We start from the raw sequence: 16,176 nt of genomic DNA, 5'->3' as shown, positions 1-16,176 counted from the left end.
TGTCACATCCTCCTATTTTAATCAAATATAATCAATTCTTTTTAATCATCGCATGATATAGCTGTTCGGTTTTTCTTATTACTCGATCTGGTGTTACACCAAGCTGTTCAGCATACCAAATTGCTCCTCCAGCACCAACACCCTCTTTGACGTATCCTTTTTCATAATCACTAAGTCCAGGATAAGGTGACTGGCTAAAATCGAGTGGTGCAGAATAGATTTCAACACTGATTTGTCTGGCAAGGTCAAGGAAATGAGCAAACTTATCACGAATTACATAAGTTGTGGTGGCAACCAAGAGTGGTTTATTATATCCAGCATGACGAAGTAAAGCGGCTACTGCCAACATTTGAGTTCCACCGGCAAGTATGATATCAGTTTCTTCTAAAACACCAGTTACCATGCCAAATACGGTTGCTTGCATCGGGTCACCCAATTCGCGAATGGCTTTCATTGGGTCACCACTAAGACCACCGGGTTTTATTCCGATTCTCTGGGCGGAATTTTCCCAAATTTGCTCCTTAAGTTTAACTGGATTGACTGGGCTTGCCGATGAAACCATGCCATTATACCCCAAAGCTTTTAAAATCAAATAGGCAGTTGTGGTTCCACCAGGTAGCGATTCAGCAATCACAATCTTTTTTGAAGATTTCCCCAATATTTGACCCAAAGATTTGGATTTTTCAACTAACAATTCTACTTTTGAAACCGCTTGGTTGGTTTGCGGATCTTGTCCAGGTTCCACATTCATTTCAATATAAGGAACCACCGGCGGGAGATATGTTCCAGAACGAACAATTAAAATAGGAAATCCAGCTTCACAACAAGCAGCATGGGTAATTATTGCTGGAGTTGGATGTCCTTGAGGGTCAACGGGAATAGCATCGATGACATGAGGTTTTCCCCATAAAAGCAAATCTGCATCAGCTGGGGCAGTATATGGGATAACCTCCGGGTTCAAGCCGGCAATTGATACCCCAGGAATTTTACTGACGTCGCTCCCACTTATCACTAAAACAAACATTCAAATGTATCCTCCTCATTATTAAGAACTTCATTGATTCGTTGCTTTTTTTATGAGTTCCATTCGATATTTTTCTGCATCGAGATTTCTAATTTCATCACATTCTTTTGATGTTAAAATTCGAGGCTCTCCAAATTGCTTTGCTGCAATCAGTATCCTGGCTGATTCTTCGATTAATTCGGTTCTTTGAAAGGCTTCTTTTAGATTTTGACCGACAGTTAATGCACCATGGTTGAGCATGAGAACTCCGTTTTTTTCTTTTACTTGGCCTTGAACCGTCCGGGCTAATTCAGCGGTGCAAGGAGTCACATAGTCGATATAACCTAATGATCCCAAGTAAGCTACAAAATCTGGAAACATTGGTCCAATTTGTCCCCCACCGGCAACAACCCCAATGGTAAGAGGAGGGTGAGTATGAACAACGGCATTAATATCCGGCCTCCCTAAATAACAGAACCAGTGCATAACTACTTCAGAAGAAGGTCGGCCATCGGATACGGTTTTTCCGGTTTCCAGATTTACTGCAACATAGTCTTGTGGTTCTAATTCATCAAATCCTAACCCACTGGGTGAAATCAGCATGATATCTTTATATCGAGCGCTTATATTGCCACCAGCACCCACAACTAATTTTTTTTCAATGATCTTCCGACCCCAATAAACTAATGCTTCCCGAAGTTCTTTTTCATCCATTGCTTCTCACCTCATTTTTTAATAAATTCTAAGAAATAATCTTAACATTATTGATTAATGGTGCTCCCTTGTCGCTGTTATAAAGGAAAACCATCATGTCGAAAAACGGCGCCCGATGTTGAAAAAAACCCAAGAATCCCCATGCCATGGCATACCGCTACCTTAATCGGTGGAAATAAATCAAGCCTGTGGATTTTCAGGATATGTTTCTCAGTCTCCATACTCTTGCCTACGATATAAGGTTTTCACCGTCATTTTTTAATCATCACTTAGTTACTCAATCAATTTGTTAAAATTGAAAATTGGGTTCATTTTAATCTGTTCCTCACAAAAAGAAAAGGGAGATATAATAAATACATGATCTTCTTAAGAGATTATTAAATCATTATCGCTGGTTTATTTATATAAGGAGGAATGAATGATTATCAGTGCCAGTCGCCGAACCGATATCCCCGCTTTTTATGGCGAGTGGTTTATGAGGCGGCTCCGAGATGGGTTTGTTGTTATTCCTAATCCTTTCAATGCTCACCGTTTTAGTATCCAATCTCTTAGCCCTGATGATGTTGAAGCAATTGTCTTTTGGAGTAAAAATCCTTTTCCTTTTTTTACCATTCTTTCTGAAGTAGATCATTTGGGTTTTCAGAATCGTTATCTTTTCCATTTTACTTTAAATCCTTATTATCAAACTGTATTTGAACCTTATCTTCCACCTTTTTCAGAAAGAGTGGACACTTTTTCCATGCTTGCTGATACTATAGGACAAAAAAGAATAATTTGGCGCTATGATCCAATTATCTTTTGTAATGGGAATCTTAAATTTGATTTAACCTTTCATAAACAAGCTTTTTCCCAACTAATAAAAAGATTGCATCCCTTTACCAAGAAAATAGTGATCAGTTTTCTCGATTTTTATAGAAAAAACCAAATAGTTTTTAAAACACTGAAAAAAAAATATTGTATTGAAATAATTGAACCGAATATAAAAGACATTGAAGATCTTACTAAAAATATTACAGAAGTTGCCAGTAGTTATGGAATCGAGGTTTTTGGATGCTGTGAAAAAAGAGAATTTTCCGAAATTATGAATAGGAATGGAATTAAACCGGGACGATGTATTCATTTTAGTGATATTGAAGCTGCTCTTCCCAAGGTAAAAATTCCAAAAAAATTACGAAAAAAAGATCCCGGACAAAGAGAGAATTGCGGCTGTACAATAAGTAAGGATATTGGTGCTTACCATACCTGTTGGTATCGTTGTGGATATTGCTATGCAACCGATTTTCAGCGACTCAAACCCAACTCTAGCTTGAGCTTTCCTTACCTACAATAAAATCAAATTCAATTTTCCTTAAAATAAAACTTAACTCCCTTTCTTATCCGGTTTTCGGTAGGGACCGGGGATAAACTCAACAGTAGGACGATTTTGCTGAGTTTGAGGGTAAAGTTCCATTAAGTCATAGATTTCCTGCGGAATACCAACACGAACTGGCAATTCCATCTCCTGGGCTAATTCTACAGTAATCGGAAAATCATGGGTCCAGATACCGGTGCTTAATTTATCCGCTAATTTTTTAGCCTTTTCTTCTTCAACCTTATCTTTGACTAAATCATAAACCACCTGATAAACTTGATTGATAGCTTTTCGAGCTATATCTCCTAAAATCAAAGTTTCATCATCTCGGTTGGGATTGGGAACTTCTAATGCTTTCAATACTGAAGCCGCTGGATATTGAGAATGCATAGTTCCAATTTGGGGATCAACCGGTCCTATTACGGCATTTGGATCCATTACTACCTCATCGGCAGCCAATGCAATTAGTGACCCACCTGACATGGAGTAGTGAGGAATAAATACCGTCACTTTTGCTGGATGCTTTTTAATAGCCCGGGCAATTTGTTCTGCGGCAAGAACTATTCCTCCTGGTGTATGTAAAATGAGATCAATAGGAATGTTTTTGTTGGTTAAATGAATAGCCCTCAAAATTTTTTCAGAATCTTCAATATTGATATATCGAGCAATTGGGAATCCAAAAAAGGACATTTCTTCCTGGCGATGAATAAGGACAATAACCCGTGATCCTCGTTTTCGTTCCAGACTCCGGATAAAAAAGTATCTTTGCTGCTGAAGTGCTTTCATTTGAATGATAGGATAAATCAAAATAACTAAAAAAATTATTATCACAATATTCCAGAACACAGAATACTACCTCCTTAAATTCATTTAAAAATAGCGCAAAAACCATGTTTAACTGAAAAAACCCTATGAGGGGAACAGATATTTCTTTTAATGGTTATATTGCATTATAAATAAAATCTATTATAAATGGTAAATCCCAACCCGACTACTCTATTTTGTTACAAGGGAGGTCATTATGAGCCAAAACCGTGAAAAGTGGGTAAAGGAAATTTTTCGGCAAACTGTCATTAAAGCAGTGGAAAAAGGGGAAGAGATACAGGATAAAATACAAAAATTAACCGAAGAAATTATCAACTCCGAAATCAAAAATCTTGGCTTAACCCAAGAAAAAATGAAAAATTTAACCCAAAATGCGATGGAAGGAATTATTGAAGGAACAAAAGAAACTCGAGAAAAAGCAGAAGAATTAAACCAAAAAGCCATTGAAGGAATAATAGCAGCCATACGAAACCTACCAGGGCTAAATAAGACGAAAACCAGAGAATATATCAAACACGCTGCATCAGGAATCAAAGCAACTTTAAACAATGCTGGGGATAAAATTGTGGATTCGTTGTATGGAACTCTTGAAAATATTTTTGAGCTCAAACAAAAAGCTCGGGTAACATTTAAATTTATGGCACCAAATGCTTCACAGGTTTCCCTGGTTGGATCTTTTAATGATTGGAATCCAACCGCGACCCCACTCAAAAAAACCCTCAAAGGACATTGGAGTGTTACCCTTAGTCTTCTTCAAGGAAAATATGAATATCGTTATTTAGTTGATAATCAATGGTTCACTGACCCGAATACCCCCCACGTTTTTAACCAATTTGGTACTGAAAATTCTATTCTCACCGTAGGAGAATAGTTAATCTTTATCAATAATTTTAATCCATTTACCAACTCTCCGGTAAAATATCAAAGGTGAGCTGGTAAATGGATTAGGAGTTAAATTCTCGGTAAAGTCTCAAAGTGTTTTTTAATAGTAATTTCATCCATCTTGGCAATACTGGAAAGTTTAGATAGCTGATCCGGATTATTTAATTCATTGGGTTGGAGCAAGGTCATGAAAGCTCTGGCAACCTTATAATTGTATGAGTAAGTATTGACCAAACGAATGGTCTTCTTTCCGCTATCGGGATCCATAATTTGATGGAAAGGAATTGGATTAAGATTCCCTTCTACCAAACTGATCATAGCTCCGGCTTCTTTAAAGTCAGCATTGTAATCATCGCCAAGGAGAAAATCCATTGCTCCATATCCCAACTCACGAGTATATTCAATATCAAATGGAATAGGATCAGCACATCTTAGTTCGTATCCGATGTCCTTGGTTACTATTGTAATTTTCTGTTCTCTCTCGGCATAACGGTTCTCAATTTCCCGCTTTAAAAGATCACCCAATGGAACTTCAGCCAATCGAGGATGTCCATGAGGATCTTTCGGTATGGGTCTCCCCAAAACTTTTTCTAATTGGTCAAAATCACCAAATTTATAAGCTACTCCTTCAGCTACTACAGCAATTCCCCAGTCCATGCCCTGAAGCTTTCTTTTAAGCATCGAACCTTCGATGATATCACAAACACTTTTTAAGGTCGTTTTTCCATCACCAAACTGTTCAGGAATTATAGTCAAGGTCGCTCCAGCAGCTATTCCCATCCCTAAAGCCAAATGTCCGGCACTTCGCCCCATTGCAACCACAAAATACCATCGGCCAGTTGTCCGAGCATCTTCTAATAAATTCTTTAAAAGGTCAGTACCTAATTCACGAGCTGTTTGAAAACCAAAGGTTGGCATTTCACCAGGTAAGGGTAAATCATTATCAATAGTTTTAGGAACATGAGCGACATAAAAATTCTTAATTTCTTTGGATACAATACTGGCACTAAAAGCAGTATCATCTCCTCCAGTTGTTACGAGGTAACCTATATCCAGTATTTCCATTGCTTTCTTCACATTATTTACTTTTTCAGTATCGATTTTTCCATTTTTAATTAGACTATCTCGGGCAGTACCTAATATCGATCCACCCTTAAAATGAATCCCATCAACAACTTTTCGATCTAAAGCTATTGTATGTACTTTTGGATCAAAAGAAGCTGAAGAAATCCATTTAAATCCGTTATATATACCCACTACTTCATAACCTCTTTGGATAGATTCAAGCGTTACCGAAGATATAACACCGTTTAAACCTGGTGCCGGGCCACCGCCCACCAGAACTGCAACTTTCTTTTTTCCCATAACGAAGTTTTACCTCCTTCTCAATCATCCCCATCGGTTAGGGTCGATTGTGTATTTATGAATGGAATTTTTATAGTTTACTCAAAATCCTCGCCATATTATAACTCAATTATATAAAGACCAATCAAAATAATATTTACTCCCGATACTCAGTTGCAAACTCAGAGTAAGTAATGATTAAAATGGGCATCCCATGGATCCTCCCCCTCAATTGGGAAAGTTAGTAATTATTTAGATTATCAACTAATTTTGTAATCCCCACAAGGATAGTTAGCGTTTATTAACAATGGTTAACAAGCTATTTTTACAAAAAATTCAATAAAGATAGAATTAATCAAAAAAAATAAAAAAAAATAATTTAGGATATGATTTTATTTTAGTTAATCAATCCACTTCGGTATATAAATTGCAGGCTTTAAGATCGGAAACATTTTTTAGGCGCTAAGAAATAGGTTTAAAAAACATTTTATCTAATGGAAACCAATAAAATTGCAAGGAGAGATTCAATTTTATCTCTCCTTGCAGCTCTTAATTTATCACTTATTTTTTCTCAATAGCTTTAACTGGAACAAACAATGTCCGCCCAGCTCGGCTGATCAGAAGAATTGCTGTATCTCCTGGTTCAATTTTGGCTAAAACCGTTTTAAACTCTTCGACCGATGTACTATCAGTCCGATTGATTTGAAGGATTACGTCTCCAGCTCTTAACCCAGCTTCTTCGGCTGGACCACCCGGTGTAACCAAAACAACAACTACTCCTTTGCTTTCAGTAAAACCATATTTCTGTTGAAGGTCAGCAGTAATTTCACTAATTTCCATACCTAATTCAACCTTTTCAGGAGTTATTTCAAAAGATGGCATAACGGTTGCTTCATCTTCCAGTTCTTCTAACTGTACATCAATGGTTTTCTTTTCACCATTTCTCCAAACTTGGATGTTTGCTGAGTCACCTGGTTTTAAAGATCGAATGGTATTTTGAAGTTGTTTTGTGTCTGTGATTTCTTGATCATTGACTGAAAGGATAATATCACCTCGTTGAAAACTTGCTTTCGCCGCTGGTCCATTCTCAATAACATCGGCAACTAATGCTCCAGTAGTTCCTTCATAGCCAAACTGTTTTCCAATTTCTGGTGTAACATTTTGAATGTAGACCCCTAACCAAGCTCGGACAACTTTTCCTTTTTCGATTAATTGATCAAGTATCGATTTTGCCATATTGATAGGAATCGCAAACCCAACTCCCTGGGCAAAAGGAATAATAGCAGTATTGATACCAATTAACTCTCCATCCAAATTTAAGAGCGGCCCACCGCTATTCCCTGGATTAATAGCTGCATCCGTTTGCAGAAAGTTCTCATATTCTTGACCAGTATCACCCGATGGTACTGCACGCCCTTTAGCGCTCAATACTCCCATAGTTACCGTATGAGAAAGACCGTAAGGGTTCCCAATTGCTACTACAAATTCACCAACTCGGGCAGCATCAGAATCACCAAAGGAAAGGGTAGGAAGGTTTTCCGCTTCAACTTTAACAACAGCTATATCGGTTAAAGGATCGGCACCAATTACTTTACCATTAAATTCTCTTCCATCCAATAAAGTTACTTTTATTTCATCAGCACCTTCAATTACATGGTTATTGGTAAGAATATACCCATCTTCACGAAAAATAAAACCAGTTCCAAGACCTCTTTGAGGTACTTCACGTTGAAACTGCTCAGGCATTTGATCAAAGAAAGGGGCAAAGGGTGCAAAAGGTGAAGTAACCGTCATGGTTTTTGAGGTATTTACATTGACTACTGAATGACTAACCCGGTCAACGATATCAGGAATAATATCGTTTACTTCTGGCAGAACAGTAGCTGCCCAGGAAAAGCTGCTTAAGGTAAAAAACACAAACATTGATAACAAAAATCCATAATTTAATTTTTTATTTTTGAACATCTTGGTTCAACCTCCAATTTTACTTTTTATACCATTCATATATATTTCTGACTTTTTTTTAGTTCACCGAGTTCCATAATTTTTTTTTATCTCATATTTTTATGAAAACCCATTTTAATAGTGAATGATTCCCATTTTAGTCTTATCCTTAATCAAAAGAATAGCATGATATTTAATATAATAATATTGTTACCCGATGAAATTGAGCCACATTGTGGCATCAGATGAGGTTGAAAAATAGAGTTGCCCCCTCATCTGAATCCTCTCCCACCAGGGGAGAGGAAAAAAGAAAGGAGCTCTCCAAATATGGGAAAAAGGCTGAGAGTGATTTGAGACATAGAAATAAAGCTCTCAGAAGGGAATTAAAAAATTGAATATTGAAAGCATTTGTTAAAATTCTCATCCAATCGAGAGTCCACTAAAACATGCATTCTATATTGGAATAGAAGCAAAGTAAATTGACTTATAATTAGAATAATAATGTTTTCTTTCAAGGAGGTAACTGTTATGCCAAAAGTTGAAAAAATTGGACAGGTTTTTGAGTGTAAAATATGTGGAAACGTAGTTGAAATAAAGACAGTTGGTGGTGGTGAATTAATCTGCTGTGGTCAACCCATGGTACTGGTTAATCAAAAAGCAAAGTAATTTTGAGGGTGGTTTCCCCCACCCTCTTTCAGCTTTTCTATAGTTTTTCCGGCTGACAAAGACTGCTTGCCTGATTGGCAGCTCTTCCACACTTCCGACATATATATTGAGGATTTATGACTAATTTTTTAAAATCATCAAAATTCTGATTCATATATCCGTTGTATTGAAGGTGACAAAGATGCTTATCATGGCCTGGATGTGGCATTTCTTCTGTCATTGGGTTAGTTCCTCCTTCACTGTATTTCTTAGTCTTGGTATATTATTATACCTTTGATTCCTTTAGGAACAAGTTAATTTCTTCATTTATCAACGAACCTTTTTGTAGTTTTCAATAATTTTTAATCAATTTTTTATCATTTATGTTCAATAACTTGATATAATCTAACGAAATTATAGCTTGTTCATTACCATTGCATTTCGAAACCAAGCACAAGCAAGAAATTAAAGGTTTAAACTGGTGATATAGCATGAGTTTACCAGCTGATACTCTTTTGTGGAAGATAGGGAAAAAGTGGATTTCCCCATTTGTAAGTAAAATTTATCATATTGAATTTTCTGGAAGAATCCCTAAGCCACCTTTCCTCCTTATCAGTAATCATGTAAGCCCGTTCGATCCATTCTTTATTGCACCCTATATTGATTTACCTATTTCCTGGGTTATTGCCCAAATTTCCTTCCAAAATCCGATTGAACGTTTTTTTCTCAATAAAATAGGAGCTATCCAAAAGTTTAAATCACGACCTGACCCTGCCATGCTTTATTCTATTTATGACATTTTAAATAAAGGCGGAGTTGTTGGTCTTTTTCCTGAAGGGACCATTACCTGGACCGGTGATTTTCAAGATCATTTAATCTCTCCAAAAAGTATGAATAAGCTTATCCTCTCTCTTGATGTTCCTGTTGTTGCTGCCTGCATTCAGGGAGCCTGGTTATCGCACCCAGTTTGGGCAGATCACGGGAGAAAACCTAAAATTTTTGTTAATTTTAATACCTACTCAGATTATTTAGCAATGGAATTTATCCATCATTCAGAATGGGAATGGCAAAAAAAACACCGTATTCCTTACCCTGGGAAAAGAAAAGCCCAAGGGATAGAGCGAGTACTCTGGATCTGTCCCTATTGTTCAAGTTTTCGCACCCTTTTGGGTAAAAAGGACGAGGTCATTTGTTCGTCCTGCCATAATCGCTGGTCAATCAATGATTCTGGCTTTATTGGAGGTAAAACCTTACTCGACTTGTTTCATCGTCAAATCGAGGTTTTTTCTGAATGGGTTAACGATTCACCCAAAGTATCTTTCCCTTCGGTGACGGCATCCTTTAGAAATGATCGGACTACTCGTCTTATAAAAACCCTACACCAAAGATTAACCATTGATGATGATGCCATTCAAATTGGAACAATACCTATGGATATTAAGAAAATTAAGGGAATGAATACCCATTTTCGAGATATTCTTGAATTCCGTTATGAAGATACCTTAGTTCAAATCAAAAGCAAATATACTTCTTTCCTGCTTTATAATTGGATAGTTATTAGAAAAAAACAAATTCTTGGACAGGTGAGTGACGAAACCAGCGATTAAAAGATATACTATAACAATGGTTTATTTTCAAGAATGAGGAGGAAAATTTTAGTGTTGGTTTTTCTAAAAAAGTCTTTACAAATTTCTTTCTTCATTTTTCTTATTTTGACCTTTTTTATTCCCTTATCAACCAATGCCCAAAGTCAAACTCCAATTGATGCTATCTTGGGAAAAGCAATTCAACTATTTCAAGAAGGAAGCTACCTTGATGCTTACATTGAGCTGGAAGCAGCTTTAAGGATCGATCCTAATAATACTCAGGCTCTTAACTATAAATTTCAATGTGAAACTAATCTTGGAGGGTTACCATCGGTTGGAACAACTTCTCTCCCTGACGATCACGCCCTAACCGATTCAGCTCCAAATTTTACACCTCAATTAACCCCTAAACCAAGCATTACAGCCACCTCATTTCCCGAAAATTTAGCAACGCCAAATATTTTACTCCAGCCTTCTCTAACCCCCCAATCAATCGATACAAATACCGATTCACAAAATACAACTCAAATCATTCCAGCAGTAAGCCCTGCGAAGAAGCAGCAAATATTCATTACCGATCCTCCCGGATGGGTAAAACAACCAATCAACGATCCCTCCCAAATTGCATATTTTCAGCTTCCTAATCAACAACGAATTGTAATCGCTGAATTGGTTGTCTACCAAGAATCTCTTGAAAGTGACAAAACCCCAGAAGAGTACTTAGAATATATTCAAAAAAATCGGCTAAAACCACCTGAATTTGAACTTTATGTTCCACTCGAAAGCGTGTCAACTACTCTGGCAGGCCTTCCTGCTATTCAACATAATTTTTTATTTAGCAATGGTACTCTGCAGCTAAAAGCGCGGGTTGTTTTAGTTATTTCCAATAAAATGGCTTATTCTTTTCTTTTTTACTCCAGCATAGCCGATTTTAATCAATTAGAAACAAATTTTAACCAAGTTTTGGAATTAGTTTCAACCGAAGAAAAAAACCAAAGCCAACCTTCTGTTGAATTAAGCTTTGTCGGTCAGGCAGGTCCAGTTGGTATTCGTGTACCACTTCCAAAGGAAACGATTCTCAAGGAAACTTCTTCAATTAGAACTGTCTATAATGGTCCCAATCAAAGTTTAATTGAAATAATAACGCCAGAATTAATTGATCAATTGAAACCAGCTGAGGCGAATGCTGTATCGGGAAAACTTTTCCAAAAACAGTCTAATCTATCTATTGGTTCTCAAATCATTGAGATAAAGCTTTATCAATATGTTGAAAATAATCGCAATTATGCCCTGCTCACAGCTTTTTACGTTGGGAAACCTCTTCTGATAATTATTTCTCTTCCTCAGGATGAATATTTGCTTGCTCAATCCTGGTTAATCCGTCTCATCCAATCGGTAAACTTTACTAGTCCATAAATTTCTGGTAAGGCTGATTCTTATTCAGTCTCACCTTTCATAACGAATATCGTCAAGAAAAAAAGTACAACCATCAGGATTTAAGGTCCGATTTACAATAAAAGAAAATCCACCTTTAATGTTACTCAGATCCTTACCGGATAAATCAAGAGTGTATTGTTTCCACTTGTTGGTCAGTGTAATAAAACCGGTTGTTGCACCAGCTACCATGAATTTTACCTTTTCTGTTCCCTTCTCTCCTCTCGCCCAAAAAGTAAGCTGATTAGAACCAGTCAGGTTTTTTCCGTTAGGTTCATATCCCGTCGCTGGATCAGGATATTGCCAGTATAAACCCGCCCATCCTTTGATAGGGGTTCGAGAGGTTGAATAAATCACCTTAAGGTTTGAGGGGACCGAACGAGGATCTTCTGTTGAGTTTAGATCGAGAGATATGTCATCTGCATCACCTAATCGCCCAGTCAGAGAAAATAGATCTCCGACATGGGCAGGAAAAACCACTTGACCAACCCCGCTTGCCATCTGAGATTGAGAATCTACCTGCTGAACTGGGGAGGGTTTAACATTTAAAAAATATTTATTATTTCTTTCTTCACCATTGCTCCCAATGCCGGTTATAATCACTTCATAACGTCCGGGTAAGGAATTTTTATCAACCATAATGGTTAGATTCGACGTGAAACCCGGTCGGGATGGACCAGAAACTGGAGAAAAAGTATAAATCGTTCCTTCGGGTCCTCCTGAGGCGCTTAAACTCACTCGCTGCCGATTCCTCCAAGTAGCATCTATTTGAACTTCAGTAGTTATTTTTTCTCCCTGTAAAATCGTTCCTTCTTGAAAACTGAGACTAAGTGTGAAATTATTAGGTAATCCTAAAAAAAAGCTGATAACAGCAATGGTGGCGCTAATACTGGCAATAATTGGAGTAAAATTAATAGGTCCTCTCGACGTTTTCCCCAACTCCCCTTTTAGAAATTTTCTTTTCAGAAAATGAAAAAAAGTTAATTGTTTTTTCCATCTCTATACCTTATCCTATAAAGAGAAAGAACACTATACTCATTTTAAACGCTAAATATTCCCCTACCCTTTAAGGAAAAGCAATGAGAAGGTAGTTAGCTTCCGATTCGCCAAATAAAATCAAGCAATTTTAATTTTACTATTGAAAAATGACACCTTTAATCGTTTCTAAAATCCAAGGTTGGGCATTATTATAAGCATCCTTGGGAAGAATTATTAAGGTCATTAAATTAGTATTCGGATATAGCACCATAACAATTGCATACTTAAGGTTCTGGGAAAACTCTTCACCGGTCATATCAGATAGGGCGCTTCCCTCCATTCCATAAAGATTAACCTGAGCAGTTCGATTCCCAACTTGAATGACACTTTGACCAACCTTGCTACCACCTTGACCTAATATATCATCCTCAATATCTAAAAATGCCTCTTGGTTTGCTTCCGGATTAGTTACCATGGGTATATAGGCTTTGGCCTGATCGGGAAGTGAAAAAGCAACGATATTATCATCGGGGCCTTGTTGTTGTGTTGTTCCCTGTGGAAAGGTAATAGTGTATTTCCCTTGAGGGTCCTTAAATACATTTATATTGGGTTGATCAAATGATGGAAGTTGTTCACCGGCTTCCATTTGAGGCAGCCCACCAGGAGCAGACTCAATCAAAGGTGACGGGTTCAATGGCGGCAAGCTTACTGTTGCATCATCCGCATTTGCTGGTATAACAATTAGAAAAAAGAGTAAAGTTGTAAATCCAGTCAACCAATACCGAGAATTTTTTAAATAGAGCATTGAATAACCCTCCTTCTAAAATTTCTTAAATGTGTTTAATGACTAAAAAATTAAAATATTGATTAAAAACAAAACAAGTTTATTCCTGAATATCAACTCCAGCAATAACTGAATCATCGTTGGTTACTTCCACTTGTTGTCCGGGTTGAAGAACAAGAAATTCATGATGATTCCAATCTCCGTTAAGAAGTTTCTCTATTAAATTGAGGTCCCCCGCAATTTCTCGGTATTGAAGAGATTTCTTTTGAGCAATCTCTTTTACTTTGTCATGATAATTTAAAAAACGAAAAAGTTCGTAATCAACACTGGCAGCATAACTATAGTGCTTCATCCAGCCTTCTTCAATTTCCATTAAATATTTAGCATTTTCCTCTCCATATTTTGCAAGGTATTCTTGGTATTTCCTTTCTAAATTTTCATTGGTTTCCGACCCAACTGCAAACCCTCTTTCTACTGCACTCGGTGTGTAATAATAGGTTCCAGGATGATTATTAAATTCCTCAAGATATTTCAATCTCGAACCCAAAAAAAGAGTAATGCAATCATGAGCCTTTGGGATAACAATTGGTAGGTCTCTGGCAATGATTCCCTTGGAGGAATTACCGCATAAGGCATAGGCAAGCAATACTGCATCATAATTGTATTCACTCTGGTTGGCTTGGTCGATTTCGCTTTGTAAAACTTCTCTCAGATAATCAGGTCTTTCGTGAAGCCCTTTTTCCAAAAACTTAACGTTAATTGTACTCGGAGAAGTAGCAATGATATAAGAAACTTCTCTTACAAAAATATCACAGGCAATTAAAAAATACTGCATCCAACACTCCTCACTCTCTTATAAATTATTTCCTCCACTGACATCAAGTACTACATTTTTACCTGCATTAAATAATTCTTCTGATATTGTATAATAAGAAATAGAAAAAGAAATTCATTTTTTAAAAAAGACATTATTTTTCTCCGCAGCAATTTACTTACAGCTTGCTTTAAATTTGCCAGAAACATTTTATTGTCTTGAATAATCACAAGAAAAAAGGTGGTTAAAAATGAAAACCTACACTTTCCTCTTGTTGGTTTTGAGTCTAATTTTTTTGGGAACATTAACAACCCTGGCGATTGAACCTATTCCAATAAGCCAAAATTATCAATATATGGCAATTCTATCTGGAGATGAGGCTATACCACCACAAAATACCGGAGCTTTTGGAAAAGCTTATTTTAGTATAAGCCAAGATATGGATCAGATCACTTATCAAGTTGAAGTTTATAATATTTATGATGTGTTAATGGTAACTTTACGTTTGGGTTCTCCAGGAAAAGAAGGTTCTCTGATCGTGTGGCTTTTTCCAGAAAATCCTCCACCAACTCCATTAAAATATAAAGGACTGTTTGAGGGGGTTCTTGCTGAAGGAATTATTACCGAAGATCGACTAGCGGGTAGATTAAAAGGATTTCCTCTTTTTTCATTAGTCCAAGAAATTGAAAACGGAAGAGTTTTTGTACAGGTTGATACTTTACTTCACCAAATTGGAGAGTTAAGGGGTCAGTTATTACCCAATCCTTGACTTAAAAAAGAATAGCTTAAAAAAACCAATACCATATAAAAACAATTCACCTAACCAGGTTTAACGGAGTAATTTCTTTTTTGTTGCAATATCCAGGAATCAAAAGATTTGTTTATTCTATTCCTTCTCATTCACAGAAAAATAATTAAAAAATTAAAATTATATTCACTCTATTAATGACTACCACATTATTTTTGAAGTTTCTCAAATTCTTCTGGGTGTTGTTTTTTGAAACAGGAAAGGTGAGCACATTCGACAACTTTTTCGTCTTCCTCACGGCATACACAGGGTACATAAGGTTGTATTGCAAAACCACATATGAAGCAGATTTTCTTTTCTGAATTTTTTTCTATTTGCCAAGCCATAATACCCCTCCTCCTAATAAATTTATTTTCTATCTTAATTGTAACGCAAATTTGTATAAATTTTTTAATTTATCCCGAAATATTTATTGGTATTCGTTACTCCGAAGATATGCTTTTTTAATTCACCAAGATGACTTGCTCTTGGAAAAAGCAAAATTTCCAGACATTTCCTCACTAATCCAAAAGATCTTATTATAGAAACGTATTTTAATTAATTAGGCTTGACCCAGAAATAATTATATAATCCATCAATTTAAGATTTATCTGATTCAGAGTCTTTTTGATTATTATCCTGAACTACATTTCGATGAATATCACGAGGATTGCCTTCTTTCTTTCCAGATCCATCAGATCGCCTTGATTTAAGAGGAGCAATATAAAAAAAATAATCAGGATCCTCGTCCTTCTGTTTACCAGTATTCGGTAATATTAGAATTTTATTCATGGTGTTTAATCGACCACTTAAAAAAACATTCCCATTTCTATCCCTGGTTTTCCACAATCCAGCAAGTTTTAATGCATCCATTTAATATCCTCCCTATAATGATTCGGAATTGGCTTTGAGTATAATCTGCCTCATCTTTTAAGCATATTCTCAACAAATAAAAATCATTTTATAAGAATTGAGTCATGATTCATAGTATAACATAATCTTTTCTATCATATGATGAGCAGGAACAATAAATCGATGCATTGTTCTTTCTAATGAGAGATAAAAGTTGCTGTTAACCCTATAAA

At 36.4% G+C, this 16,176-nt stretch carries 17 protein-coding genes; 6 read left to right on the top strand and 11 right to left on the bottom strand.

What is annotated here, in order from left to right; all coding sequences use genetic code 11:
* Positions 1 to 31: 31 nt before the first annotated feature.
* Positions 32 to 1,024, bottom strand: coding sequence for a nicotinate mononucleotide-dependent phosphoribosyltransferase CobT (cobT, locus tag RT761_RS06310; RefSeq protein ID WP_218113224.1), 993 nt, complete (start codon positions 1,022 to 1,024; stop codon positions 32 to 34).
* A 30-nt stretch (positions 1,025 to 1,054) separates the two neighbouring features.
* Positions 1,055 to 1,717, bottom strand: a complete 663-nt coding sequence (locus RT761_RS06305) for a class II aldolase/adducin family protein (RefSeq protein ID WP_218113223.1) — start codon at positions 1,715 to 1,717, stop codon at positions 1,055 to 1,057.
* A 418-nt stretch (positions 1,718 to 2,135) separates the two neighbouring features.
* Between RT761_RS06305 and RT761_RS06300 the strand changes: the two genes are divergently transcribed.
* Entirely contained in the window at positions 2,136 to 3,047 is a 912-nt protein-coding gene (locus RT761_RS06300; RefSeq protein WP_218113222.1) for a DUF1848 domain-containing protein, read from the top strand.
* Positions 3,048 to 3,077: 30 nt separating this feature from the next.
* On the opposite strand, the gene RT761_RS06295 is transcribed toward RT761_RS06300, so the two are convergent.
* Positions 3,078 to 3,914 (bottom strand): SDH family Clp fold serine proteinase, encoded by an 837-nt coding sequence (locus RT761_RS06295; protein ID WP_218113221.1) that lies wholly within the window; start codon positions 3,912 to 3,914, stop codon positions 3,078 to 3,080.
* Between the two features lie 175 nt (positions 3,915 to 4,089).
* Between RT761_RS06295 and RT761_RS06290 the strand changes: the two genes are divergently transcribed.
* Positions 4,090 to 4,764, top strand: coding sequence for an isoamylase early set domain-containing protein (locus RT761_RS06290; protein ID WP_218113220.1), 675 nt, complete (start codon positions 4,090 to 4,092; stop codon positions 4,762 to 4,764).
* Between the two features lie 80 nt (positions 4,765 to 4,844).
* On the opposite strand, the gene RT761_RS06285 is transcribed toward RT761_RS06290, so the two are convergent.
* Positions 4,845 to 6,140 carry a 6-phosphofructokinase gene (locus RT761_RS06285; protein ID WP_218113219.1) on the bottom strand — a complete coding sequence of 432 codons (1,296 nt, stop codon included), beginning with the start codon at positions 6,138 to 6,140 and terminating at the stop codon, positions 4,845 to 4,847.
* A 540-nt stretch (positions 6,141 to 6,680) separates the two neighbouring features.
* Positions 6,681 to 8,084 carry a DegQ family serine endoprotease gene (locus RT761_RS06280; protein WP_218113218.1) on the bottom strand — a complete coding sequence of 468 codons (1,404 nt, stop codon included), beginning with the start codon at positions 8,082 to 8,084 and terminating at the stop codon, positions 6,681 to 6,683.
* Between the two features lie 507 nt (positions 8,085 to 8,591).
* On the opposite strand from RT761_RS06280, the gene RT761_RS06275 reads away from it, so the two are divergent.
* Positions 8,592 to 8,729: a desulfoferrodoxin FeS4 iron-binding domain-containing protein gene (locus RT761_RS06275; protein ID WP_218113217.1), complete on the top strand. Its 138-nt coding sequence runs from the start codon at positions 8,592 to 8,594 to the stop codon at positions 8,727 to 8,729.
* 37 nt (positions 8,730 to 8,766) lie between these two features.
* Here the strand turns inward: RT761_RS06275 and RT761_RS06270 are convergent, their stop codons facing one another.
* On the bottom strand, positions 8,767 to 8,949 hold the full coding sequence (locus RT761_RS06270; RefSeq protein ID WP_218113216.1) for a hypothetical protein: 183 nt from the start codon (positions 8,947 to 8,949) through the stop codon (positions 8,767 to 8,769).
* 250 nt (positions 8,950 to 9,199) lie between these two features.
* On the opposite strand from RT761_RS06270, the gene RT761_RS06265 reads away from it, so the two are divergent.
* On the top strand, positions 9,200 to 10,315 hold the full coding sequence (locus tag RT761_RS06265; protein WP_218113215.1) for a lysophospholipid acyltransferase family protein: 1,116 nt from the start codon (positions 9,200 to 9,202) through the stop codon (positions 10,313 to 10,315).
* Positions 10,316 to 10,366: 51 nt separating this feature from the next.
* Entirely contained in the window at positions 10,367 to 11,710 is a 1,344-nt protein-coding gene (locus RT761_RS06260; RefSeq protein WP_218113214.1) for a DUF1795 domain-containing protein, read from the top strand.
* 30 nt (positions 11,711 to 11,740) lie between these two features.
* On the opposite strand, the gene RT761_RS06255 is transcribed toward RT761_RS06260, so the two are convergent.
* From RT761_RS06255 to RT761_RS06245, 3 genes are all read right to left on the bottom strand, one after another.
* The gene (locus RT761_RS06255) at positions 11,741 to 12,667 is read right to left on the bottom strand and encodes a hypothetical protein (protein WP_218113213.1); all 927 of its coding nucleotides are present in this window, start codon (positions 12,665 to 12,667) and stop codon (positions 11,741 to 11,743) included.
* A 196-nt stretch (positions 12,668 to 12,863) separates the two neighbouring features.
* On the bottom strand, positions 12,864 to 13,511 hold the full coding sequence (locus RT761_RS06250; RefSeq protein ID WP_218113212.1) for a hypothetical protein: 648 nt from the start codon (positions 13,509 to 13,511) through the stop codon (positions 12,864 to 12,866).
* Positions 13,512 to 13,590: 79 nt separating this feature from the next.
* Entirely contained in the window at positions 13,591 to 14,325 is a 735-nt protein-coding gene (locus RT761_RS06245) for a DUF1638 domain-containing protein (RefSeq protein WP_218113211.1), read from the bottom strand.
* A 229-nt stretch (positions 14,326 to 14,554) separates the two neighbouring features.
* On the opposite strand from RT761_RS06245, the gene RT761_RS06240 reads away from it, so the two are divergent.
* Positions 14,555 to 15,073, top strand: a complete 519-nt coding sequence (locus RT761_RS06240) for a CHRD domain-containing protein (protein ID WP_218113210.1) — start codon at positions 14,555 to 14,557, stop codon at positions 15,071 to 15,073.
* Between the two features lie 188 nt (positions 15,074 to 15,261).
* On the opposite strand, the gene RT761_RS06235 is transcribed toward RT761_RS06240, so the two are convergent.
* A complete protein-coding gene (locus tag RT761_RS06235; RefSeq protein ID WP_218113209.1) occupies positions 15,262 to 15,438 on the bottom strand; it encodes a hypothetical protein in 177 nt (58 codons plus the stop codon).
* Between the two features lie 253 nt (positions 15,439 to 15,691).
* Positions 15,692 to 15,964 (bottom strand): hypothetical protein, encoded by a 273-nt coding sequence (locus tag RT761_RS06230; protein WP_218113208.1) that lies wholly within the window; start codon positions 15,962 to 15,964, stop codon positions 15,692 to 15,694.
* Positions 15,965 to 16,176: the final 212 nt, after the last annotated feature.

This window comes from Atribacter laminatus (genome assembly GCF_015775515.1).
Classification (GTDB): Bacteria; Atribacterota; Atribacteria; order Atribacterales; family Atribacteraceae; genus Atribacter; species Atribacter laminatus.
Note: the sequence above shows the minus strand (reverse complement) of the source record. Positions and strands in the feature narration are given on the sequence as shown.

Coding starts and splice junctions, on each gene's coding strand:
- RT761_RS06290 (WP_218113220.1), top strand. CDS start 4,090: ATGAGCCAAAACCGTGAAAAGTGGGTAAAGGAAATTTTTCGGCAAACT.
- RT761_RS06305 (WP_218113223.1), bottom strand. CDS start 1,717: ATGGATGAAAAAGAACTTCGGGAAGCATTAGTTTATTGGGGTCGGAAG.
- RT761_RS06250 (WP_218113212.1), bottom strand. CDS start 13,511: ATGCTCTATTTAAAAAATTCTCGGTATTGGTTGACTGGATTTACAACT.
- RT761_RS06300 (WP_218113222.1), top strand. CDS start 2,136: ATGATTATCAGTGCCAGTCGCCGAACCGATATCCCCGCTTTTTATGGC.
- RT761_RS06270 (WP_218113216.1), bottom strand. CDS start 8,949: ATGACAGAAGAAATGCCACATCCAGGCCATGATAAGCATCTTTGTCAC.
- RT761_RS06235 (WP_218113209.1), bottom strand. CDS start 15,438: ATGGCTTGGCAAATAGAAAAAAATTCAGAAAAGAAAATCTGCTTCATA.
- RT761_RS06245 (WP_218113211.1), bottom strand. CDS start 14,325: ATGCAGTATTTTTTAATTGCCTGTGATATTTTTGTAAGAGAAGTTTCT.
- RT761_RS06280 (WP_218113218.1), bottom strand. CDS start 8,084: ATGTTCAAAAATAAAAAATTAAATTATGGATTTTTGTTATCAATGTTT.
- RT761_RS06285 (WP_218113219.1), bottom strand. CDS start 6,140: ATGGGAAAAAAGAAAGTTGCAGTTCTGGTGGGCGGTGGCCCGGCACCA.
- RT761_RS06230 (WP_218113208.1), bottom strand. CDS start 15,964: ATGGATGCATTAAAACTTGCTGGATTGTGGAAAACCAGGGATAGAAAT.
- RT761_RS06240 (WP_218113210.1), top strand. CDS start 14,555: ATGAAAACCTACACTTTCCTCTTGTTGGTTTTGAGTCTAATTTTTTTG.
- cobT (WP_218113224.1), bottom strand. CDS start 1,024: ATGTTTGTTTTAGTGATAAGTGGGAGCGACGTCAGTAAAATTCCTGGG.
- RT761_RS06265 (WP_218113215.1), top strand. CDS start 9,200: ATGAGTTTACCAGCTGATACTCTTTTGTGGAAGATAGGGAAAAAGTGG.
- RT761_RS06275 (WP_218113217.1), top strand. CDS start 8,592: ATGCCAAAAGTTGAAAAAATTGGACAGGTTTTTGAGTGTAAAATATGT.